At 61.2% G+C, this 21,834-nt stretch carries 19 protein-coding genes; 11 read left to right on the top strand and 8 right to left on the bottom strand.

Annotation, left to right across the window (positions count from 1 at the left end; all coding sequences use genetic code 11):
• Nucleotides 1-52 precede the first annotated feature (52 nt).
• From PspS04_RS01180 to PspS04_RS01165, 4 genes are all read left to right on the top strand, one after another.
• The gene (locus PspS04_RS01180) at nt 53-940 is read left to right on the top strand and encodes a LysR family transcriptional regulator (RefSeq protein WP_095167445.1); all 888 of its coding nucleotides are present in this window, start codon (nt 53-55) and stop codon (nt 938-940) included.
• A 94-nt stretch (nt 941-1,034) separates the two neighbouring features.
• On the top strand, nt 1,035-1,874 hold the full coding sequence (gene fdhD / locus PspS04_RS01175) for a formate dehydrogenase accessory sulfurtransferase FdhD (RefSeq protein WP_159993152.1): 840 nt from the start codon (nt 1,035-1,037) through the stop codon (nt 1,872-1,874).
• Nucleotides 1,871-4,219, top strand: coding sequence for an FdhF/YdeP family oxidoreductase (locus PspS04_RS01170; protein ID WP_159993150.1), 2,349 nt, complete (start codon nt 1,871-1,873; stop codon nt 4,217-4,219). The genes fdhD and PspS04_RS01170 overlap by 4 nt, the downstream gene beginning before the upstream one ends.
• Before the next feature lie 234 nt (nt 4,220-4,453).
• Nucleotides 4,454-4,948 carry a glycine zipper domain-containing protein gene (locus PspS04_RS01165; RefSeq protein ID WP_159993148.1) on the top strand — a complete coding sequence of 165 codons (495 nt, stop codon included), beginning with the start codon at nt 4,454-4,456 and terminating at the stop codon, nt 4,946-4,948.
• A 62-nt stretch (nt 4,949-5,010) separates the two neighbouring features.
• Here the strand turns inward: PspS04_RS01165 and PspS04_RS01160 are convergent, their stop codons facing one another.
• From PspS04_RS01160 to PspS04_RS01150, 3 genes are all read right to left on the bottom strand, one after another.
• Nucleotides 5,011-5,442 (bottom strand): acyl-CoA thioesterase, encoded by a 432-nt coding sequence (locus tag PspS04_RS01160; RefSeq protein WP_159993146.1) that lies wholly within the window; start codon nt 5,440-5,442, stop codon nt 5,011-5,013.
• Nucleotides 5,443-5,490: 48 nt separating this feature from the next.
• Nucleotides 5,491-6,726: a 3-hydroxyacyl-CoA dehydrogenase gene (locus PspS04_RS01155; protein ID WP_159993144.1), complete on the bottom strand. Its 1,236-nt coding sequence runs from the start codon at nt 6,724-6,726 to the stop codon at nt 5,491-5,493.
• A gap of 90 nt (nt 6,727-6,816) precedes the next feature.
• The gene (locus tag PspS04_RS01150; RefSeq protein ID WP_159993142.1) at nt 6,817-8,766 is read right to left on the bottom strand and encodes a RecQ family ATP-dependent DNA helicase; all 1,950 of its coding nucleotides are present in this window, start codon (nt 8,764-8,766) and stop codon (nt 6,817-6,819) included.
• Between the two features lie 422 nt (nt 8,767-9,188).
• Between PspS04_RS01150 and PspS04_RS01145 the strand changes: the two genes are divergently transcribed.
• Together PspS04_RS01145 and PspS04_RS01140 are read left to right on the top strand one after the other, a co-directional pair.
• Nucleotides 9,189-9,476 (top strand): hypothetical protein, encoded by a 288-nt coding sequence (locus PspS04_RS01145; RefSeq protein WP_095167457.1) that lies wholly within the window; start codon nt 9,189-9,191, stop codon nt 9,474-9,476.
• Between the two features lie 102 nt (nt 9,477-9,578).
• Nucleotides 9,579-10,709, top strand: a complete 1,131-nt coding sequence (locus PspS04_RS01140; protein ID WP_159993140.1) for a hypothetical protein — start codon at nt 9,579-9,581, stop codon at nt 10,707-10,709.
• A 71-nt stretch (nt 10,710-10,780) separates the two neighbouring features.
• On the opposite strand, the gene PspS04_RS01135 is transcribed toward PspS04_RS01140, so the two are convergent.
• Entirely contained in the window at nt 10,781-12,322 is a 1,542-nt protein-coding gene (locus tag PspS04_RS01135; protein WP_095167462.1) for a phosphoenolpyruvate carboxykinase, read from the bottom strand.
• 179 nt (nt 12,323-12,501) lie between these two features.
• Nucleotides 12,502-13,404: an Hsp33 family molecular chaperone HslO gene (hslO, locus tag PspS04_RS01130; RefSeq protein WP_159993138.1), complete on the bottom strand. Its 903-nt coding sequence runs from the start codon at nt 13,402-13,404 to the stop codon at nt 12,502-12,504.
• A 100-nt stretch (nt 13,405-13,504) separates the two neighbouring features.
• Here hslO and PspS04_RS01125 point away from each other — a divergent pair, with 100 nt between their 5' ends.
• Nucleotides 13,505-14,314, top strand: a complete 810-nt coding sequence (locus PspS04_RS01125; RefSeq protein WP_095167466.1) for a phosphatase PAP2 family protein — start codon at nt 13,505-13,507, stop codon at nt 14,312-14,314.
• A 51-nt stretch (nt 14,315-14,365) separates the two neighbouring features.
• On the opposite strand, the gene PspS04_RS01120 is transcribed toward PspS04_RS01125, so the two are convergent.
• On the bottom strand, nt 14,366-14,770 hold the full coding sequence (locus PspS04_RS01120; RefSeq protein ID WP_159993136.1) for an RNA-binding S4 domain-containing protein: 405 nt from the start codon (nt 14,768-14,770) through the stop codon (nt 14,366-14,368).
• 220 nt (nt 14,771-14,990) lie between these two features.
• Here PspS04_RS01120 and rimB point away from each other — a divergent pair, with 220 nt between their 5' ends.
• Complete coding sequence (gene rimB, locus PspS04_RS01115) at nt 14,991-15,473, top strand: retropepsin-like aspartic endopeptidase RimB (RefSeq protein ID WP_095167470.1); 483 nt, start codon at nt 14,991-14,993, stop codon at nt 15,471-15,473.
• Nucleotides 15,470-16,375, top strand: coding sequence for a 30S ribosomal protein S6--L-glutamate ligase (gene rimK, locus PspS04_RS01110; RefSeq protein ID WP_095167472.1), 906 nt, complete (start codon nt 15,470-15,472; stop codon nt 16,373-16,375). Before rimB ends, rimK begins: the two co-directional genes overlap by 4 nt.
• Before the next feature lie 61 nt (nt 16,376-16,436).
• Here the strand turns inward: rimK and PspS04_RS01105 are convergent, their stop codons facing one another.
• Together PspS04_RS01105 and ompR are read right to left on the bottom strand one after the other, a co-directional pair.
• Nucleotides 16,437-17,750, bottom strand: a complete 1,314-nt coding sequence (locus PspS04_RS01105) for an ATP-binding protein (RefSeq protein ID WP_095167474.1) — start codon at nt 17,748-17,750, stop codon at nt 16,437-16,439.
• A gap of 108 nt (nt 17,751-17,858) precedes the next feature.
• On the bottom strand, nt 17,859-18,599 hold the full coding sequence (gene ompR / locus PspS04_RS01100; protein ID WP_095167476.1) for an osmolarity response regulator transcription factor OmpR: 741 nt from the start codon (nt 18,597-18,599) through the stop codon (nt 17,859-17,861).
• 361 nt (nt 18,600-18,960) lie between these two features.
• Here ompR and PspS04_RS01095 point away from each other — a divergent pair, with 361 nt between their 5' ends.
• Together PspS04_RS01095 and PspS04_RS01090 are read left to right on the top strand one after the other, a co-directional pair.
• Entirely contained in the window at nt 18,961-21,285 is a 2,325-nt protein-coding gene (locus tag PspS04_RS01095; protein ID WP_095167478.1) for a Tex family protein, read from the top strand.
• Entirely contained in the window at nt 21,285-21,668 is a 384-nt protein-coding gene (locus tag PspS04_RS01090) for a PaaI family thioesterase (RefSeq protein ID WP_095167480.1), read from the top strand. Before PspS04_RS01095 ends, PspS04_RS01090 begins: the two co-directional genes overlap by 1 nt.
• Nucleotides 21,669-21,834: the final 166 nt, after the last annotated feature.

The raw sequence follows: 21,834 nt of genomic DNA, 5'->3' as shown, positions 1-21,834 counted from the left end.
GCACGGCAACCCAACCGCTAGAATCCGTCCCTCACCGCGCCCAGGAATGAAGATGGACATCAAACAGCTGAAATTCCTCATCGCCCTCGACGAAACCCGCCACTTCGGCCAGGCCGCCGCGCGCTGCCACATCACCCAGCCCACCCTGTCGATGCGCTTGCGCAGCCTGGAAGAAGAGCTGGACCTGCCGCTGGTCAATCGCGGCCAGCGTTTCGAAGGTTTTACCGCCCCCGGTGAGCGGGTGCTGGCCTGGGCGCGCACCGTGCTGGCCGCCTATGACGGCCTGTACGCGGAAGCTGCGGCCTGTCGCGGTAACCTGGTCGGCACACTGCGCCTGGGGGTGGTGCCGCTGTCGAGTTTCGATCCGCTGCCGCTCTTGCACCAGTTGCACGGCGAACACCCGAACCTGCGCTTCGAGCTGTCGGCCCTGAGCTCCGAGCAAATCCTCGAACAACTGGCGAACAACCGCCTGGACCTGGGTGTGTCCTATCTCGAGCGCCTGGATGGCGAGCGCTTCGACTCGCTGGCCTTCAGCGAAACCCGCATGGGCCTGCTATATGACCAGCGTTTCTTCACTTTCGGCGAGACGCCCTTGAGCTGGGAAGCGCTGATCGAGTTGCCACTGGGCATGCTCACCAGCGGCATGCACTTTCGCCAGTCCATCGACCACAATTTCCACAGCCGGGGCCTCAACCCACAACCATTGCTGCAGACCGATGCCGTTCATCAATTGTTGCAGGCCGTCCACGGTGGCCTGTGTTGCGCCATCATGCCCCTGGAAGGTGGCCTGGAAGCCTTGACCGAACACCTGCGCCTGCAGCCGATTGCAAACGCGCAAACCCTTGGCCGCCTGGGGCTGATCATGCGCCGCAGCGCACCGCGCTCAGCCCTGGCGGAAGCCTGTTTTGCGATTTATCAGAGATCACAAGCCGGCTCTTGATCGACGCCATCTATCGGTAGATCAGTATTAGCGATTAGACGCGACACTTTGCCGCGCCTAGGCTTAAAGCTGGATAACCCGCCGGTACAGCCCCATGAACGCCAAGCGCCCGACCTGCGCGGCGCCCGCCCTCGACACGCCCGCGCCCGCCGCCAGTCAGAGCTACCAGTATTGCAACCTCGACCTCAGCACCAGTGCCAGCACCGCTCTGGCTGAAGAGGTCGCGCTGGCGATTGCCTACAACGGCATCAGTCAGGCAGTGATGCTGGTGACCCCGACCGATCTCGAAGACTTTATCGTCGGCTTCAGCCTGGGCAGCGGGATCATCAGTGATCTGAGCGATATCTACGACATGCAACTCAGCGGCTCGGGCTCTGCGCAGTACGCCCAGGTCAATATTGCCAGCCGTGCGTTCTGGAACCTCAAGCAGCAGCGTCGGCAACTGGCCGGTACCAGCGGCTGCGGGCTGTGTGGCGTCGAGGCCGTGGAGCAGGCCCTGCCGCAGCTCGCCGTCTTGCCTGGTGCGCCCCTGCCGCCGGCCGAATGGCTGGAGGGCTTGCGCCAGCGCATCAATGCCTTCCAACCCCTGGGGCAGCACTGCGGGGCCGTGCACGCGGCGGTGTTCATGAATAACCAGGGCGAGTTGCTGCTGGGCCGCGAAGACATCGGCCGGCACAACGCCCTCGACAAGCTGATCGGCGCCCTGGTCCGGCAGGACATCCCGACGGCGGGCGGGGTGGCGATTGTCACCAGTCGCTGCAGCCTGGAACTGATCCAGAAAGCCCTGCGCGCCGGGATCCAGACCCTGGTCAGCCTGTCGTCGCCCACCGGCCTTGCCTTGCAGTGGGCGCGCCGGCACAACCTCAATCTCATCCACTTGCCGCACAAAAGTGCGCCGCGGGTGTATAGCCCTGCGATGGAGAATCAAGCGTGAGCACTCATCATCAAGCCGACCAGACACCCACTCCACGCTACAAGCCCTACAAGGGCCCGGCCGGTGGCTGGGGCGCGCTGATCAGTGTCGCCCAGGCGTGGTTGACCAGCGACAACGCGCTGAAGAACATCCGCATGATGCTCAAGACCAACCAGAACGGCGGGTTCGACTGCCCGGGCTGTGCCTGGGGCGATTCGCCGGAAAGCGGCATGGTCAAGTTCTGCGAAAACGGCGCCAAGGCGGTCAACTGGGAGGCCACCAAGCGCCGTGTCGACGCGGCGTTTTTCGCCAAGCACAGCGTCAGCGCATTGCTGGAGCAGAGCGACTACTGGCTCGAATACCAGGGTCGCCTGACCGAGCCGATGAGCTACAACGCCGAGACCGACCGTTACCAACCCATCAGTTGGGAGGCCGCGTTCGCGCTGATCGGCCAGCACCTGCAAAACCTGGCGAGCCCTGACCAGGCCGAGTTCTACACCTCGGGCCGCGCCAGCAATGAAGCAGCCTATCTGTACCAACTGTTTGTCCGCGCGTTCGGCACCAACAACTTCCCGGATTGCTCGAACATGTGCCACGAAGCCAGTGGCGTGGCGCTGGCGCAGAGTGTCGGGGTGGGCAAAGGCACGGTGACCTTCGATGATTTCGAACATGCCGATGCGATTTTCGTCTGGGGCCAGAACCCCGGGACCAACCATCCACGGATGCTCGAACCGCTGCGTGAAGCGGTCAAGCGCGGTGCCCAGGTGGTCTGCATCAACCCGCTCAAGGAGCGTGGCCTGGAGCGCTTCCAGCACCCGCAGCACCCGATCGAAATGCTCACCAACGGCGACAAGCCGACCAACACCGCCTATCTGCGCCCGGCGCTGGGTGGCGACATGGCGTTGTTGCGCGGCATGGCCAAGTTCCTTCTGCAGTGGGAACGCGAAGCGCAGGACAGCGGCGCGCCTTCGGTATTCGACCATGACTTCCTCAACGAGCACACGGTCAACATCCTCGACTACCTGAGCCAGATCGACGACACCCCGTGGGAGCAGATCGTCGAACAGTCCGGGTTGAGCCTGGAAGAAGTCGAGCAAGCCGCGCGCATGTACGCGGCCGGCAAGAACGTGATCATGTGCTGGGCCATGGGCATCACCCAGCACCGCCACTCGGTGCCGACCATCCAGGAAATCGCCAACCTGATGCTGCTGCGCGGCAACATCGGGCGCCCGGGCGCGGGCCTGTGCCCGGTGCGTGGCCACAGTAACGTGCAAGGCGACCGGACCATGGGCATCAACGAACGGCCACCGGTGGCGTTCCTCGATGCGCTGGAGCGGCGCTTCCAGTTCAAGGTGCCACGCGACAATGGCCACAACGTGGTCGAAGCCATCCACGCGATGCTCGAAGGTCGCTCGAAAGTCTTTATCGGCTTGGGCGGCAACTTTGCCCAAGCCACGCCGGACAGCCCACGGACCTTCCAGGCCCTGAGCAACTGCGACCTCACCGTGCAGATCAGCACCAAGCTCAACCGCAGCCACCTGGCCCACGGTAAAGCCGCCTTGATCCTGCCGTGCCTGGGCCGTACCGACATCGACCTGCAGACCGAAGGGGCGCAAGCGGTGACCGTGGAAGATTCGTTCAGCATGGTCCACGCCTCCAATGGCCAGTTGAATCCGCTGTCCAGGCTGATGCGCTCCGAGCCGTCGATCGTCGCCGGCATCGCCGCAGCCACCCTGGGCAGCGCTCCCGTGGACTGGAACTGGCTGGTGGCCGACTACCGACGCATTCGCGAGTTGATCGCCGACACCATTCCGGGCTTCAAGGACTTCAACCAGAAGATCGAGCACCCGGGCGGTTTCTACCTGGGCAACAGCGCCGGCGAACGGCGCTGGAACACCCCGTCAGGCCGCGCCAACTTCCGCGCCAATGCCTTGCCGCTCGACCTGGTGCACGAACGCACCAGGGCCACCGGGCAGTTGCCAGACTTGATCATGCAGTCCATGCGCTCCCACGATCAGTACAACACCACCATCTACGGCCTTGATGACCGTTATCGTGGGGTCAAGGGCCAGCGCGATGTGCTGTTCGTCAACGAAGCCGACATCATCCGCCTGGGCTTCAAGCCAGGGCAGAAGGCTGACATCGTGTCGATCTGGGATGATGGCCGCGAGCGTCGGGTGAAGGGCTTCACCTTGTTGGCGTTCGATATACCCGCCGGACAAGCGGCGGCGTATTACCCGGAAGTGAACCCCTTGGTGCCGCTGGAAAGCACCGGGGATGGCAGTCACACCCCAACGTCCAAGTTTGTCGCGATCCGCCTGGAAGCGGCGAGTGCCAGTGGTTTGATCAAGGCCAGGTCGGCCTGAAGCCTGGCGTCGAATTGTCGGCCGCCTGCGCTTAACCAACGCCCACAAAAAAGGCCGCTTTGTTAGCAAAGCGGCCTGTCTCAAGTAACTAAAGACCTGCAAAATTCAATTAAGTTCCGCAGCAAAAACAACAACTTAGCAAAATGTGCGAAGGTCGTGTTACTCGTCGGATTTCGATTGTAACCATCCTGACACAGCCTCAGGATCGCGGCGTCATCCCTCTGAGGCTCCTCTATGAAGTTCTCCTCGATTCTCTTGTTGTCCCTTGGCCTGATCAGTGGCGTCGCGTCAGCTGGAGGCACCACCGAAGCCGGTGTGGGCGGCGCATTGGGCGGGGTTCTTGGCTCGGTCGTCGGTCAGTCACTGGGCGGCAGCACTGGCTCAACCATTGGTGCAGCACTGGGCGGTGCTGGTGGTAGTGCGGTGGGCGCCGACAAACGCAGCCGTGGCGAAGCCGCGATCGGCGGTGCGCTGGGCGCAGCCGGCGGCAACGTGGTCGGTCGCAGCGTCGGCGGTACCTCGGGCAGTCTGATCGGCGCAGCAGCCGGCGGCGGTGCCGGTGGTGCGCTGGGTAACTACATGGGTAATAAAAGCTATGACGACGACCGTGACGATCGTGATGATCGTCGCTACCGCGGTGGTCGCGATGACCGTCGCTACTACCGTCACGGCCACCCGGGTCGCGGCCATGCCTATGGGCATCGCAAGCACAAGCATTATCGCGACTGACCCCGTCGCATCACGCAAATCCCGCGTAAAAAATCGCAGCCCTCGGGCTGCGATTTTTCGTTTCAGGCCAGCAATCGCTCCAACGCCGCACGCAGCCCGGCAGGGATGGTCACCGGCTGGTTCGAAGCCCGATCGACAAATACGTGAACAAAGCGCCCGGCCGCACAGGCATCCTCCTCACCGGCCTTGAACACAGCCAGTTCGTACTGCACCGAACTGTTGCCCAGCTTGCCGACCCGCAGGCCGATGTCGATGCGCTCGGGGAACGCAATCGAGGCGAAGTAATCGCACGCCGAACTCACCACAAACCCGACCACTTCGCCGTCATGGATATCCAGGCCACCGACCTCGATCAGGTAGGTGTTCACCGCCGTGTCGAAGAAGCTGTAGTAGGTCACATTGTTCACATGGCCATACACATCGTTGTCGTGCCAGCGAGTGATGATCGGCTGGAAGTGCCGGTAGTCGGCGCGTTGGGGCATGCGGTCAGTCATGAGGTTTCTCGTGCAAAGGGGCTGGCAGTGTAGTGGCTGCAGCGGGGCTCAGTCAGCCTGGTACCGCGCCAGCTGTCCGCCACTCGCGGCCAACTGGCGGATGATCCCGGCAGGCTTCCACAAGGCGCCCCGCTCGGCCTCCAGGCGCAACAATCGCGCCTCGATCGCGGCCAGTCCTTGCTGGTCCGCCCATGCCATCGGCCCGCCCTTGTCCGCCGGAAACCCGTAGCCGTTCAGGTAAACCAGATCGATGTCCCGCGCGGATTCGGCAATGCCTTCCTGGAGAATCTTGGCCCCCTCGTTGACCAATGCCAGCAGGCAGCGCTCGAGGATCTCTTCAGTGCCGATCTCGCGGCGTTGATAACCGAGCTGCTCACTGACCCGCAAGACCTGCGCATCGACCTCAGGATCGTGCTCGGCCTGGCGGCTGCCCGGCTCGTAGTGGTAGTAGCCGTTGCCGCTCTTCTGGCCGAAACGTCCTTGCTCGCACAGGCGGTTATCCAACTGGATTTCATCCTCATCCTGGCCGACACCGGCCAACTCGCGGGCGCGCCAGCCGAGATCGATACCGACCACGTCGTACATGCGAAACGGCCCCATGGCAAAACCGAAGCCCTGCAGCGCGGCATCGACCTGGTAGGGGAATGCACCCTCGAGCAACATTTTGCGCGCCTCGAGCACATAGGTATTGAGCATCCGGTTGCCGATAAAGCCGAAGCAGTTACCCGCCACCACACTGACCTTGCCCATGCGTTCGCCCAGGACCTTGGCTGCCTGCAGTACCGCCGGGGCGGTGTGCGCACCACGCACGATTTCCAGCAGTTTCATGATGTGCGCCGGGCTGAAGAAGTGCAGGCCCAGCACCTGTTGTGGACGCTGGGTGACCGCGGCAATGGCGTCGATGTCCAGGGCCGAGGTATTACTGGCCAGGATTGCCTGGGGCTTGAGCAGCCCGTCGAGCTGGCGAAAGATCTGCTGCTTGAGCTCGAGGTTTTCGTAGACCGCCTCGATCACCAGGTCCACCTCGCTGATCGCCGCGTAGTCCGCAGCGGCCGTGACCCTGGCGATGCGCGCATCCGCCTCGGCCTGGTCGATACGGCCCTGACGCACGTTGTGCGCCCAGGTCTGGGCGATGGCCGTCAGCGCCTGGTCGAGCATCTGCGGATTGTTGTCGACCCACTGCACCGGCACCCCGGCATTGGCCAGGCACATGACGATGCCACGGCCCATGGTGCCTGCGCCGATCACGGCGGCACGCTGAATCTGGAATGGCGTCTGGCTCATTGTTTGCTCTCTTGTTGGCGATCCTTAGACAGCGATCACCATAGTCAGCCGGCCAGGCTTTTTGAAGTCAATTACGCTGATGGGCGACATTCAGCAGATGGATGTTCCTACAGGTAGATGGTGCTCGGCCCAACTGCGCACCTCGGCGTAAGGGTAAGCCTCCAACGCCGCAAAGCCGGGAATTGATCGGGCCTTGAGCTTGGTAAACAGCGGCATGCTGATGCCACACAAAAACCGCGTCAGCCGATCCGCGCTCGGCACCTGAGCGCTGAAGCCCTGGTGCCTGCGGATAAAGTCGCCGCACAGGGCCTCGAAGTTTTTATCCGCCAGTGCCGGCAATTCGGGGGGCGCCGGCAGACGGGCAACCTGACCATGGCACACCGAGCAATGCCCACATTGCCGAGGCGCATTGTTATCACCGAAATACTGCGCCAGACGAAAACCCAGGCAGTGATCAGTGGCGAACAGATCGAGCATGGCGTGGATCCGCGCAACTTCCGTGCGTTCGTGCCGGGTGAAATACGCATGCAGGTCCAGGCTCAACGCCTGCGCATCGAAGTCGCTCTGGAGCAGGCTGTAGACCTCGGTCGTCTGTTTGCTTTCCAGCTCGATCCAGCCTTGCTCCTGGAAGTAATCCAGGGCCTTGACCACCCGGTTGCGCTCAGCCTGGTATCGCAGGTACAGCGCGTCGAAATCGACCGTGACCCAAGTTCGCGCGCGGCTTGAGGTCTGGATGATGGCTTCGACAAAGTCCCGGCGCTCGCCGGTAAAACGTGCCAACAACGCTTCAGGTTCCAGTACAAACTTGAACCGGTACTCGGCGAAATAGGCGTACCGCGGGGCGATCAGGCGCTTGAGTTCCAGTTGAACCAGGAGGGTCTTGAGCGGCAACTGGCGAATGTTGCTGTGATCGGCCAGCGGCCCCAGCAAAAACTCCCATTGCCCCTCCGGCGCGCACGCTTGCAGCTCATCGAGCACACAGCGGATGCCATCGAGCTCCGGGGTGTCGCCATAGACGAAGTTTTCCAGCACGTTGAGGCTGTCACGATTGGCCAGTACCAGGCAGTCGGAGGGTTCACCGTCTCGTCCGGCGCGACCGATTTCCTGGCTGTAGTTTTCGATGGATTTGGGCAGGTCGAAATGCACCACATTGCGGATGTCGCTCTTGTCGATCCCCATGCCAAAGGCGATGGTGGCGACAATGCAATTGGACTGGCCGCCCATGAACCGGCGTTGAATCGCTTCGCGCTGATCATGGGGTAGACCGGCGTGATAGGCCTCGGCTGCAAGCCCTTGCTGGCTCAGGTGCTGGGCGATCTGTTCGGCGGTTTTCTGCAGGGTCACGTAGACAATGCTCGGCTGCCCGGCCCGTTCGCCCAGCCACTGCACCAGGCGCCGGCGCTTGTCCTGGCCACGTACCGGCTCCACCAGCAAATTGAGGTTGGGCCGATAGAAGCCGGTGGTGACCACATCATCCGGAGCAATGGCAAACCTGGCCTGCATGTCGACGATGACCTTGGGCGTCGCGGTGGCGGTCAGCAACAAGGCCTGGGGGATGTTGAACTGGCGCTGGTAGTCCGGCAGCTTCAGGTAGTCCGGGCGAAAGTTATGACCCCACTCGGAAATGCAGTGTGCCTCGTCCACCACCAGCAGCGAGATCGGCACCTGCTGCAGAAAATTGCGAAAACGCTCGTTCTTCAGGCGCTCCACGGAAATCATCAGGATCTTCAACTCGCCGCTGCGCGCCCGCGCCATCACCTCGTTGGCGTCATCACGGCTCTGGGCCGAATCGATACTGGCTGCGGCGATGCCGTGCCGTTGCAGGAATGCCAGTTGATCCTGCATCAGCGCCAGCAGCGGCGAGACCACCAGCGTCAGGTGGGGCAACAGCAAGGCCGGCAACTGGTAACACAAGGACTTGCCGGAGCCGGTGGGGAAAATCGCCGCTGCCGAGCGCCCCGCCAGCACTGCACTGATCGCCGCCGCCTGGCCGGGACGAAACTGTGGATAACCGAAGACCTGTTCGAGGGTGTTGTGCATGAGCGGTCACTCCATTGACGGCGGCAATGCCAAAAGCCTAGCGGGCGAGTGCAGCACGTCGAGAAAAGGTCGGGGATAAAAAGATACGGAATGATACAGGGAGAACGTCCCATGACCCGCGACTCTGCAACGCTCGCGAATCGTGCATTTCAATGCGAAACATCCTACTCAGTTTTGTCGAGCTGACGCCGTCTCGCCAAGCGTCAAACCTACCCAACACGTGGGAAATCCGCGTCTTGGCCATCCGCCCAAAAAAACCGCGAAACGCCTGTAGGCCAGCTTCCGATCGTCGTGTAATTCCCCTACAACAGCCGTCCATGCAGGCCATCTTGCTGCGCCTTGCCAGCACTCCCTATAGTTTGCAGCAAGGCGCAACCGCCCCTTACCGAGCGATTTCGTATATGCCTACCGGAACCTTGCCCATGAGCACCTTAACTCCGTTTTTCGAGCGCTATCGTCGGCTGAGCTCTGCCGCCGGCGATACCCCGGTACTGGTCATCGACACCCACGCCACTCCCCAGGCTCTGCTCGACGCGGCTCAACAACGCATCCGCGCCGCCAGCAACTTGCTGGAAACCTTTTACTGCCTGTGTTTCAACCAGGCGGACGTCAAGGATATTTCGCATATCGTCAACGCGTTATATCTATTGATTCAAGACGGCAGTGACTTGCTTGAAGTCATGCAACAGCGCATGCCAAAACAAACTTGAAGTTACCCACACACACTAAAATCCAGCAACACTAAGCACCTTCAATACTTAGCCATTCAAACCTAACCTGCCTATTCATTAAAAAAATCAAGGCAGCCCCCAATGACCACATTAACTATATATTTCTGCGGAACCGGCTCGACTAAGTTCGACGCTACGAATGATACGTACTGGAACGGCGAACTTGTTTCCACTCTGGCCAGCCACGAACTTAGTCGAGAGTTTGCCGAATGGGCAGTGATCGACGGACCCGGCAGCAGCAACTTGCAAGCCGACGAAATGTTCTACGAATCCGAAGAATACGGTATTGCCGGAAGCCTGTTCGGCAGTGGCTGGGTAGAAAACGTCAAGCACGCCCTGCAACTCATCAAGGGCAAGAGTTCCTGGCAACGCCTCGAACTAAGCGAAGAAGAATATAATCGCCTGAAAGCTGCCGGCATTCCCATTGAAGAGGTCAAAAAAGTCGGCTCATGGTTCTGGCGCAAGTACAATTACGGCAAACGTCCGGTCAGCCAGCAGGAGTTACAGGAACAAATAATCAAAATGTTCCGCAAGGACGGTATTATCCCGACCACTGTCAATCTTGTTGGCTGGAGTCGCGGTGCGGTAAGTTGTCACATGTTGGCCAACATGATGCTCGATGATCCTGAACTGAAACAGGTACCGGTGAATATCTTTGCCGTCGACCCTGTTCCTGGCCCCCTGAACTTTCAGCCTGAGCGGGTGACACTTGGCGCCAACGTCAAAGAGTATGTTGGCTTTTTTGCCCGCGACGAACGCTCCAAGGGGTTTTGCTGCGTTATCCCGCTGACTCACAACAGCACCAGGACCCATATCTACCCCATGGCCGGCCGCCACGGCACCTTGGCCGGCAACGCTTCCCTCAAGGGCACCCGTGGCCCGAAACAACTGCCGGAACCCGGCCTGATAGTTCGCCACTTCGCCGAGCGCTGCCTGACCCGCTGGGGCGTTAAGCTCGACAAGATGCTCCAGCTGTCGACTGCGGATCTGCAGAACCACCACAATGCCATCGAACAAGCCGACGCCGATTACGTACGCATGCGCAAAGAGTCCTATACCTACTTCAACGAGCAGGAACAGGGCGAGCGTTACGTCTCCCATGGCAGCAAAGGCACCGCCTTCTCTACGGTCCAGGGTCCGACCCTGCAGCCGAAGGCAGGGCTGAGTGCGAGCCTGGTGTTTGAGCAGTCCAGCTACCTGGATATTCGCTGATTGTGCAGCGCTTCAATCACAGGCACAAAAAAGCCGCCCCGAGGGGCGGCTTTTTTGCATCAGACCAACACTTACAGCTTAGGACCTGCAGCCTTGATGGCGTCGCTCACGTCGAACTTCTTGAAGTTCTCGATGAACAGGCCGGCCAGGGCCTTGGCAGCTTCGTCGTAGGCGGCTTTGTCAGCCCAAGTGTTGCGTGGGTTCAACAGGCCAGTCTCAACGCCCGGTACGGCCACTGGCACGTCGAGGTTGACGGTGTCCAGGTGCTCGGTCTCGGTACCGACCAGAGCGCCGCTCTGGATCGCTGCGATCACCGCACGGGTAGTCGGGATGTTGAAACGCTTGCCGACGCCGTAGCCACCGCCGGTCCAGCCGGTGTTGACCAGGTAGACCTTGGAGCCGAAGCCGCGGATGCGCTTGATCAGCAGCTCTGCGTATTCGCCAGCCGGACGCGGGAAGAACGGTGCGCCGAAGCAGGTGGAGAAGGTCGACTTGATGCCGCTGCCCGAACCCATTTCAGTCGAGCCCACCAGAGCGGTGTAGCCGGACAGGAAGTGGTAGGCCGCTTGTTCTTCGTTGAGGATCGACACTGGCGGCAGAACGCCGGTCAGGTCGCAGGTCAGGAAGATCACAGCGTTTGGCTCGCCACCCAGGTTCTGCTCGGAACGCTTGGCAACGTGCTCCAGCGGGTACGCGGCGCGGCTGTTCTGGGTCAGGCTGACATCGGCGTAGTCGGCGTGCTTGGCGTCGTCGATAACGACGTTTTCCAGGACTGCACCGTGCTTGATGGCTTTCCAGATAACCGGCTCGTTCTTCTCGGACAGGTCGATGCACTTGGCATAGCAACCGCCTTCGATGTTGAACACCACGCCTTCACCCCAGCCGTGTTCGTCGTCACCGATCAGGTAACGGCTTTCGTCGGCCGACAGGGTGGTTTTGCCGGTGCCCGACAGACCGAAGAACAGGGTCACGTCGCCTTCTTCGCCGATGTTGGCGGCGCAGTGCATTGGCAGCACGTCAGCGGCCGGCAGCAGGAAGTTCTGTACCGAGAACATGGCTTTCTTCATTTCACCGGCGTAACGCATGCCGGCGATCAGCACTTTCTTCTGTGCGAAGTTGAGGATCACGCAACCGTCGGAGTTGGTGCCGTCACGCTCTGGCACGCACTCGAAGTTGGCCACGTTGAGCACTTGCCATTCTTCACGGCCGGCCGGGTTGTACTGGGCCGGGTTGATGAACAGGCAACGACCGAACAGATTCTGCCAGGCAGTCTGGGTGGTCATTTTCACGGCCAGGTAGTGGTCTTGGGCAGCACCAACGTGAACGTGGGAAACGAAATGCTCTTGCGCGTTGTTGAAAGCCTCGACGCGAGCCCACAGGGCATCGAACTTGTCGGCCGGGAACTTGCGGTTGATCGGGCCCCAGGCAATGGCTGCCTGGGTGGACGGCTCTTCAACGATGAAACGGTCGACCGGCGAACGACCGGTGCGGTGACCGGTTTCTACGACCAGCGCGCCAGTATCGGCAAGCACGCCTTCACCGCGCTGCAGGGCTTCTTTGACCAGATCGTCAACACTCAGATCGGTGTATACGGCGTTATTGGCTTGCGTCATGAGGTTCCCCGTCGGCCAGTGGCCGAGTGCTCCGAACGTTTTGTAGTAGAAAGTCCCGCACTACTACCGCGAAAAAAGTGGGCCGGATTATGCCAGAAAAGCCTGAAAAGAGTAGGGTCCTCCCGTCAGTACGGCGTTAATCCGGAACAAAGCAGTGAATTTACCTGCGCTGAAACGTTTTAGTGACGAGTATCTGACGGCGTATCCACACCCGCACCGGCGAACAATTGGCCGATATCGGCCGAGTCGAACAGGTAGCGTTGGTTGCAGAACTGGCAATCGATCTCGATATTGCCGCCATGTTCGACGACCAACGCCTGGGCATCTTCCAGGCCGAGGCTGACCAGGGCGTTGCCGGAACGCTCGCGGGAACAGCTGCAACGAAAACGCAATTTCTGCACATCAAACAGGCGCACCTGCTCTTCGTGGTAGAGACGGTGCAGCACGGTTTCGTTGTCCAGACTGAGCAACTCATCGGCGGTCAGGGTGCTACCCAGCGCCGTGATGTGCTGCCAACTGGCGGCACGTTCTTCGTCGTCTTTCAGGCGGTCGGCGGGCAGTTGCTGCAGCAGCAGACCACGAGCCCGACGGCCATCGGCATGCAGCCAGAAGCGGGTACCGACCTGTTGGGACATGACGAAGTAATTAGTGAAGCATTCCGACAGGGTCGCACCATCAAGATCGACGATGCCCTGATACCGCTGGCCCTGGGTCGGGTCGACAGTCAGAGCCAGGACGCCATTGGGCATCATGTCCGCCAGGGTCGCATCAGGGGCGATCTGGTCGGCTTCGTAACGCGCCAGGCCACGGATTTCCCGCTCGCTCGAGCACTCGATCATCAAGAGCGGCACCGGGCCTTCGGAACGCGCCTGAAGGATCAGCAAACCATCGAACTTCAAGGTGCCGACCAACAGCGACGCAGCCGCCATCAGCTCGCCAAGCATCTGCGCCACCGGCTCCGGGTAGGGGTGTTTGGCGAGGACTTCGGCATAGCTGCGCTCCAGCGCAACCAGTTCGCCACGGGTATCGCTGTCATCAAAAATGAAGCGCTGGGTGTAGTCGGTATCCGGTAGATCAGTCATAGGTCTGGGTATCTGAAGTGATGACAAAATGTGTGCAAGGGCCGAAAATCAGCTTCTCGCACTATTTTGGTGCGTGATTTATCGCCATGGGAGGCATTTTATGAACAATCCGAGTCTGTTCCAAGCAAGGTGGGACCTCGGCCGATTGACGCTGTGTAATTTAGTCCCGCTGGCCCTGCTGGGTTTCTGGTTATGGCCCGCGGGACAGATGCTGTGTGTGATTTTCGACGAGTGGCTTTTTCATTTACTCAATGACCCCCTGGCGACCAATCCAACCTGGCTGCACATCTGGGCGGTTGCCAGCCTGAGACCCTTTGACGCGGTGGTCGGGGTGATCCTGCTGGCGCTGCTGATTCGCGGCAACTGGGTGTTCAAGGCCGGCGATGTGCGCCGCGCTTTTTTTGGCTTCTTCGCCATTCTGTTGCTGATGCTGGTGATCCGTACCCTGTTCTCCAAAGTCGCCGCGCACCTTGGCTGGCAACACCAGAGCCCGTCGATGGTGATCGCCGGCGCGGTGCAGATGAGCGACTACTTCCCGGGCCTGGAAAAGACCTGGGAACTCAAGGACCGTTCCAGCCAGAGCTTTCCCGGGGACCATGCCTCGGTGCTGATTATCTGGGCACTGTTCATGAGCCTGTTCAGCCGTACCCTGGGGCAATGGCTGACGGTCTGGAGCCTGGCCCTGCTGTTCATGCTGCCGCGCCTGGTAGCTGGCGCCCACTGGGGCCAGGACGATTACATCGGCGGTATGCTGCTGGCGGTCTGGGCATTGGGCTGGGGTTACTACACGCCGTTCGCTGCCAGGGCGTCGGAGTTCTTTATGCGGCTGACCGCGCCACTTTTCAAGTTACTGGGCCAGTTGCCGGTGGTTTCGCGGATGAGCGTCGTGCGAAATGTACCTGCCAACTGATTGAATCATCGCCGCAAGGATCGCCACCTGCAGGTGGCAATCCTTGGTCCGCTATTCGTGGCTGCTGCCGTGAAACTTGAACAGGTCACGGCGCTGTTTCTTGCTCGGCTTGCCGTCGGTAGTGACACTCAGGGCGCCGGCCTTGCGCAGTGCCGCGGCATTCTCGCGCTTGACGATACTGGCGTCGGTCTCCGCGTACAGCGCCTGGGCCTCTGGGGCGCCGCGCCGAACAATCGATAGCGCCTGGACCACCACCGTGCGTTCTTCAAATCCGATGCGGATCTGTAACTCGTCACCGACGCGCGGCTCCTTGCCTGGCTTGCAGCGCTCACCTCGACAATGCACCTTGCCACTCTCGATGGCGGCCTTGGCCAGCGCGCGGGTTTTGTAAAAGCGCGCCGCCCACAACCACTTATCGAGACGGACTTTGTCGTCCTCTTCGCTTTTTTGTGCCATGGGTTTTCCTCATTCTGAAATATTTCTGAACTGTACTACCGTTTCTGTCATGCCATGAATTTCACCGCCGCAGCATACAATGCCCCACCTCCTCAGGCCGCATCCGAGGAGCGGCAATCCGGGCTGTAGATATCTGTCGCCTTTTAACCACTATTCTGCGTGAATACCGCCCATTCGACCGCGTTGCGGTGCGAGCGGGTATCTCACCGGTTGAGCACATTTGAAGACATTTGACCATTTGACCGTTGTCGGTCTGCGCGAGTGGGTGGCGCTCCCTGATCTGGGAGTTGCGGGCCTGCGTGCGAAAATCGACACCGGTGCCAGCACCTCCAGCCTGCACGCCACCGAGATCGAGCCGTTCGAGCGCGATGGCGAGAAGTGGGTGCGGTTTACCGCGCACCTGGGCACGGTGGTGCAGTTGCGCCACCGTCGCTGTGAAGCGCCGCTGGTGACACGAAAAACCATCAAGAGCTCCAATGGTCACGCGCAGGTGCGCTACGTGATCAGCACCACCCTGGCACTCGGTGATCGGGTCTGGCGAGTCGAGTTCACCCTCGCCTGCCGCAAGTCCATGCGTTATCGCTTGCTCCTCGGTTCCAAGGCCCTGATCGACGGCCAGTTGGTGGTCAATCCCGGCATCAAGTACGTTCAAGACAAGCCGGTGTTCCCGGTGTCCACTCTCTCCTCCACAGGTGTTGCATGAAGATCGCTGTGCTGTCGCGGAACCCGCGTCTGTATTCCACTCGTCGTTTGGTTGAAGCCGGGACCGAACGCGGCCATGAGATGGTGGTGATCGATACCCTGCGCGCCTATATGAACATTGCCAGCCATAAGCCGCAGATCCACTACCGCGGCAAACCCCTGGAAGGGTTCGACGCCGTGATCCCGCGGATCGGCGCGTCGGTGACCTTTTATGGTTGCGCGGTGTTGCGCCAGTTCGAAATGATGGGCGTGTTCCCGCTCAACGAGTCGGTGGCGATTGCCCGCTCGCGGGACAAACTGCGCTCGTTGCAGTTGCTGTCACGCCGTGGCATCGGCCTGCCGGTCACCGGTTTTGCCCACTCGCCGGACGACATCCCTGACTTGATCGACATGGTCAATGGCGCGCCCCTGGTGATCAAAGTGCTGGAAGGGACGCAGGGCATCGGCGTGGTGCTATGCGAAACAGCGACCGCCGCCGAGTCGGTGATCGAGGCGTTCATGGGCCTCAAGCAGAACATCATGGTCCAGGAATACATCAAGGAAGCCGGTGGCGCGGACATCCGCTGCTTCGTGGTCGGCGACAAGGTGATTGCGGCGATGAAGCGTCAGGCCAAGCCAGGCGAGTTCCGCTCCAACCTGCATCGTGGCGGCAGCGCCAGCCTGATCAAGATCACCCCGGAAGAACGCATGACGGCACTGCGCGCGGCCAAGGTCATGGGCCTGGCGGTGGCCGGCGTCGACATCCTGCGCTCCAACCACGGACCGCTGGTGATGGAAGTGAACTCCTCACCGGGCCTGGAAGGGATCGAAACCACCACCAGCAAGGACGTGGCGGGGATGATCATCCAGCATCTGGAGAAGAACGGTGGACCGAACATGACCCGGACCAAAGGCAAGGGCTAAACCAAAAGATCGCAGCCCCTGCAGGAGCTGCGATCTTTTCAGGCTGCAATCTTTTCAGCTGTCAAACCGCATCCCGAGGCAACATCAACCCCAACGGCAACCGCACCCGCGCCTCCAGGCCACCACCGGAGCGGTTGCGCAGTTCGACATTGCCGCCATGCATCGACGCGATGCGCTTGACGATGGCCAACCCCAACCCGGTGCCCTTGCCGCCCCGGGCACGGTCGCCGCGGGTGAACGGGTTGAAGATCGCCTCCAGCTCCGCCGGATCGATGCCGGCCCCGCGATCCATGACACTCAGCACCACGTACGGCGCGCTGACATCCCCCGAGACGTAAGCCGCCACCTCGACATCGCTGCCAGCGTGATGCAAGGCGTTGCCGATCAGGTTGTTCAGCAGGCGCTTCATCGATACCCGACGCAGCGGAAACGGTTGGATCGGCTCCAGGCGCAGGCGCACGCGTTCTTCGTTCTGGTTGTAGGGCGCCGCCACTTCACGCACCAGGTCGCTCAGGTCGACCTCCTCCACCGACTCGTCGCGACCATCACGAATGAATGCCAGGAACTGGTCGAGAATCGCGTCCATGTCCTCGATGTCGCGCACCATGTCGTCCGTCAGGTCGTTGTGGCCGCCCATCAGCTCCAGCGATAGGCGCAAGCGGGTCAGGGGCGTACGCAGGTCATGGGACACCCCCGCCAGCATCAACTCACGCTCACGCCCTGCCTGCTCGACATCCTCGGCCATCTGGTTGAAGGCCCGATACACTTCGGCCATCTCGCTGGGCGTGTCGCTGATCGGCAGCCGCACGCTGCGGCCCTGCCCCAGTTGCCGCGCGGCATCCACCAGGCGCTTGAGGGGCTGGTTGAGCTGGCTGACGAAGATCCACGCCGAGGCGGTGGATAACAGTCCGATGGCGAGGAACCAACCCAGCACGCTCCAGATTTTCTGGCCCCGCAGCGGATGCGGGTACAGCGGCACTTTCAGCCAGCCATCGCCCAGGCTCGGCGCCCGCACCCAGAGCGCTGGCGGTGCGTGCATGCGCAGGCGCACTTCGGTGTCACCACCCAGTTCGGCCTGCATCTGCCGTTGGTAGATTTCACTGTAGGGCCAATGCTGCTCACCGTCGGGCACGCCAGCGCCGACCACACGGATCAATCCGACGGAGTCGGCAATTTCAGCTCGGTTGGTTTCGTCGGCGGCCCAGTACGCGCGCAGTGTCAGGGCGACACCGTGGCTGTACTGACGATCCACCAGCACGTCCTCGTTCATCAGTAGATAAACCAGGGTCAGCGCCTTGGAAAAAAGCACGACGATCAGCACCAGCCAGAGGGTGCGGGAGAAGAAACTCTGAGGGAACCACACAGGGGTTTTCATAGGACACAGCTACACACTTTGCAGGAGCGAGAGAGACTCGCAGAGTTGCGGATCACGAATCAACCGGATAACGCACTATCCGGTCGATTCGCTCCTACAAATGACTGATCACTTGGTCGCAGTGCCGTCCGGAACGAACACGTAGCCCACACCCCAGACAGTCTGGATGTAACGTGGCTTGGAAGGGTCGGGTTCGATCATCCGGCGCAAGCGGGAGATCTGTACATCGATGGAACGCTCCAGGGCATCCCATTCGCGGCCACGGGCCAGATTCATCAGTTTGTCGCGGGTCAGCGGCTGGCGCGCGTTCATCACCAGCGCCTTGAGGACCGCGAACTCACCCGTGGTGAGCATGTGTACTTCATCGCCGCGCTTGAGTTCGCGGGTGGCCAATGACAGCTCGTAGTCACCGAAGCTCACGCTTTCGTCTTCGCTGCCCGGCGCGCCCGGCACCGGTGTCGACTGACGGCGCAGGACCGCCTTGACGCGCGCCATCAGCTCGTCCGGATTGAACGGCTTGGCCAGGTAATCATCGGCTCCCAGCTCCAGGCCCTTGATGCGGCTCAGCTCGTCGCCCTTGGCGGTGAGCATGATGATCGGGATCTGGTTGTTCGCGCCACGCAGGCGGCGGCAGGCGGTCAGGCCGTCTTCACCGGGCAGCATCAGGTCGAGGACGACCAGGTTGAACACTTCACGGGCCAGCAGACGATCCATCTGTTCGGTGTTCGGTACGGCGCGGGCACGGTAGCCCTTGCTGACGAAAAAACGTTCCAGCAGGCTGCTGAGCCCCGGATCGTCGTCAACGATTAGAATTTTTTCGCCTTCAGCAGTTTGTGCAGTGCTGCTCATTGGATGCTCCTTTGATCTCGGCGCGCATTATGGCGTAGCTGCCGTTATACGCACCGTGTGCATTGTTAGCAGATTTTTCCTCTACCGCCAGCGATACAGGCATTGTGCCTACAGGTTGCTTTAGCCCCCGAAGCGCGGAACGCTGGTTATAATGCGCGGCCTTTTGTGTCAGGCAACGTCAGATCGTTACCGTCTGTGGCGGCTTTTTATTTTTCCGCGCCGGGCAGTAATTTTTCGATTTCACGGGTCAATGGGATGCCTTTTGATCCAGGTAGCGGCGCAGGCCAGGCCGCTCAACCAGACTCGCCGGGCCTAGTCACTGCGCCCGCGAGCCTGCTTTCACAATTTGTCAGGTGGTTTTATGGACAGCATCAACAGCCGCATCGCCGAGGAACTCGGTGTCCGCCCACAACAGGTCGAAGCGGCCGTCGCGCTACTCGATGAAGGCTCCACAGTGCCCTTCATCGCCCGCTACCGGAAAGAAGTGACCGGCAGCCTCGATGACATCCAGTTGCGACACCTGGAAGAGCGCCTGCGCTACCTGCGAGAACTCGACGAACGGCGCATCAGCATCCTGGCCAGCATCCAGGAGCAAGGCAAGCTGACCCCGGCACTCGAGCGTGACATCAAGCTCGCCGACACCAAGACCCGCCTCGAAGACCTGTACCTGCCGTACAAGCAGAAGCGCCGCACCAAGGGCCAGATCGCCCTGGAAGCCGGCCTCGGCGAACTGGCCGACGGCCTGTTCAACGACCCGACCCTCGCGCCAGACGCCGAAGCCGCGCGCTTCGTCGATGCCGAGAAAGGCGTGGCCGACGTCAAGGCGGCCCTCGAAGGCGCCAAGTACATCCTCATGGAGCGCTTCGCCGAAGACGCCAACCTGCTCGACAAGTTGCGCAGCTACCTCAAGCAGGAAGCCACTCTCAGTGCCCGCGTGATCGCCGGCAAGGAAGAGGAAGGCGCCAAGTTCCGCGATTACTTCGAACACGATGAACCGCTCAAAAGCATGCCGTCGCACCGCGCGCTGGCAATTTTCCGTGGCCGCAACGAAGGCATCCTCAGCTCCGCGCTGAAAGTCGGCGACGAGCTGCCGGGCACCATGCACCCGTGCGAAGGCATGATCGGCCAGCAATTCGGCATCGCCAACCAGAACCGCCCGGCCGACAAATGGCTGGGCGAAGTGGTGCGCTGGACCTGGAAGGTCAAGCTCTACACCCACCTGGAAACCGATCTGCTGGGCGAGCTGCGTGACGGCGCCGAAACCGAAGCCATCAACGTCTTTGCCCACAACCTGCACGACCTGCTGCTAGCCGCCCCGGCCGGCCCGCGCGCCACCCTGGGCCTGGACCCGGGCCTGCGCACCGGCTGCAAGGTCGCGGTGGTCGACTCCACCGGCAAGATGCTCGACCACGCCACGGTCTACCCGCACGTGCCGCATAACAAGTGGGACCAGACCATCGCGGTGCTGGCGGCCTTGTGCGCCAAGCACTCGGTTGACCTGATCGCCATCGGCAACGGCACCGCCAGCCGGGAAACCGACAAGCTGGCCGCCGACCTGATCAAAAAATACCCAGCGATGAAAATGACCAAGGTCATGGTCTCCGAAGCCGGTGCTTCGGTGTACTCGGCCTCGGAGCTGGCCTCCAAGGAATTCCCGGATCTGGACGTATCGATCCGTGGCGCGGTGTCGATTGCCCGGCGCCTGCAGGACCCGCTGGCGGAACTGGTGAAGATCGATCCGAAGTCGATCGGCGTCGGCCAGTACCAGCACGACGTGTCGCAGTTGAAACTTGCGCGCGGCCTGGACGCGGTAGTCGAAGACTGCGTGAACGCCGTCGGGGTCGACGTCAACACCGCCTCCGTGGCGCTGCTGGCGCGCATCTCCGGCCTCAACGCGACCCTGGCGCAGAACATCGTCAGCCACCGCGACGAACACGGCGCATTCAAGACCCGCGCCGCACTGAAGAAGGTCGCCCGCCTGGGAGAAAAAACCTTCGAACAGGCCGCCGGTTTCCTGCGTGTAATGAACGGCGACAACCCGCTGGACTCCTCGGCGGTGCACCCGGAAGCCTATCCGCTGGTACAGCGCATTGCCGCTGAGACCGACCGTGATATCCGCTCGCTGATTGGCGACGCAAGCTTCCTCAAGCGCCTGGACCCGAAGAAATACACCGACGAAACCTTCGGCCTGCCAACCGTCACCGACATCCTGCAAGAGCTGGAAAAACCTGGCCGCGACCCGCGTCCCGAGTTCAAGACCGCCGAGTTCCAGGAAGGCGTCGAAGACCTCAAGGACCTGCAACTGGGGATGATCCTCGAAGGCGTGGTAACCAACGTGACCAACTTCGGCGCATTTGTGGATATCGGCGTGCATCAAGACGGTTTGGTGCATATCTCCGCGCTTTCCGAGAAGTTCATCAAGGACCCACGGGAAGCGGTGAAAGCCGGTGACGTGGTCAAGGTCAAAGTCATGGAAGTCGACATTCCGCGTAAACGCGTGGGCCTGTCGATGCGCATGAGCGACACCCCCGGCGAGAAGATCGACGGTGCCCGTGGTGCACGTCCAGGCTCGGCTCCACGCCAGTCTTCGAACAACGCACCGCGCAAGGAAACCCCGGCGGCCGCGCCAAGCAACAACGCCATGGCGTCGCTGTTTGCCAACGCCAAGCAATTGAAGAAACGCTGATGGAGGTCCCTGCCGGGTTGTCCGAAAGCGCCTTCTTCAAGCTCTTGGGTTGCCGTTTGCACAGCCTGGAAACCGGGGTCGCGCAAGTCGCCCTGGGCCTTGCGCCAGAGCTGCGCAATCGCGGTGGCAAGCTGCACGGTGGGGCCCTGTTCAGCCTGGTGGACATTGCCATGGGGCTGGCCTGTTCCAGCGTGCATGGCTTTGACCAGCAGAGCGCGACCATCGAGTGCAAGATCAACTACATCCGCGCCGTCTCGGACGGCGAGGTACTGTGCACGGCCCGGGTGCTGCACCCGGGCCGGCGCACGCTGGTGGTCGAGGCCGACGTGATGCAAGGCGACAAACTGGTCGCAAAAGCACAAGGCACATTCGCTGTCCTATAGATGCCGCTCATCGATTTGGGTTAATTTCAGCGCAATGAATCCTGTAGGAGCGAGCTTGCTCGCGATGGCGGTGTGTCAGACGACGTTAATGTTGACTGAGACGCCCTCATCGCGAGCAAGCTCGCTCCCACAGGGATTGTGCAGTTGCCGACCGACCGGCATGAGG

This window comes from Pseudomonas sp. S04, from assembly GCF_009834545.1.
Taxonomy (GTDB): Bacteria; Pseudomonadota; Gammaproteobacteria; order Pseudomonadales; family Pseudomonadaceae; genus Aquipseudomonas.
This window is presented reverse-complemented; position numbering and strand designations above follow the sequence as displayed.

Excerpts from the sequence above, each read along its gene's own strand:
- hslO (WP_159993138.1), bottom strand. The coding sequence starts at position 13,404 with ATGACTGATCTACCGGATACCGACTACACCCAGCGCTTCATTTTTGAT.
- rimK (WP_095167472.1), top strand. The coding sequence starts at position 15,470 with ATGAAGATCGCTGTGCTGTCGCGGAACCCGCGTCTGTATTCCACTCGT.
- PspS04_RS01125 (WP_095167466.1), top strand. The coding sequence starts at position 13,505 with ATGAACAATCCGAGTCTGTTCCAAGCAAGGTGGGACCTCGGCCGATTG.
- PspS04_RS01160 (WP_159993146.1), bottom strand. The coding sequence starts at position 5,442 with ATGACTGACCGCATGCCCCAACGCGCCGACTACCGGCACTTCCAGCCG.
- PspS04_RS01090 (WP_095167480.1), top strand. The coding sequence starts at position 21,285 with ATGGAGGTCCCTGCCGGGTTGTCCGAAAGCGCCTTCTTCAAGCTCTTG.
- PspS04_RS01145 (WP_095167457.1), top strand. The coding sequence starts at position 9,189 with ATGAGCACCTTAACTCCGTTTTTCGAGCGCTATCGTCGGCTGAGCTCT.
- PspS04_RS01095 (WP_095167478.1), top strand. The coding sequence starts at position 18,961 with ATGGACAGCATCAACAGCCGCATCGCCGAGGAACTCGGTGTCCGCCCA.
- ompR (WP_095167476.1), bottom strand. The coding sequence starts at position 18,599 with ATGAGCAGCACTGCACAAACTGCTGAAGGCGAAAAAATTCTAATCGTT.
- PspS04_RS01135 (WP_095167462.1), bottom strand. The coding sequence starts at position 12,322 with ATGACGCAAGCCAATAACGCCGTATACACCGATCTGAGTGTTGACGAT.
- PspS04_RS01165 (WP_159993148.1), top strand. The coding sequence starts at position 4,454 with ATGAAGTTCTCCTCGATTCTCTTGTTGTCCCTTGGCCTGATCAGTGGC.
- PspS04_RS01150 (WP_159993142.1), bottom strand. The coding sequence starts at position 8,766 with ATGCACAACACCCTCGAACAGGTCTTCGGTTATCCACAGTTTCGTCCC.
- fdhD (WP_159993152.1), top strand. The coding sequence starts at position 1,035 with ATGAACGCCAAGCGCCCGACCTGCGCGGCGCCCGCCCTCGACACGCCC.
- PspS04_RS01140 (WP_159993140.1), top strand. The coding sequence starts at position 9,579 with ATGACCACATTAACTATATATTTCTGCGGAACCGGCTCGACTAAGTTC.
- PspS04_RS01155 (WP_159993144.1), bottom strand. The coding sequence starts at position 6,726 with ATGAGCCAGACGCCATTCCAGATTCAGCGTGCCGCCGTGATCGGCGCA.
- PspS04_RS01105 (WP_095167474.1), bottom strand. The coding sequence starts at position 17,750 with ATGAAAACCCCTGTGTGGTTCCCTCAGAGTTTCTTCTCCCGCACCCTC.
- PspS04_RS01120 (WP_159993136.1), bottom strand. The coding sequence starts at position 14,770 with ATGGCACAAAAAAGCGAAGAGGACGACAAAGTCCGTCTCGATAAGTGG.
- PspS04_RS01180 (WP_095167445.1), top strand. The coding sequence starts at position 53 with ATGGACATCAAACAGCTGAAATTCCTCATCGCCCTCGACGAAACCCGC.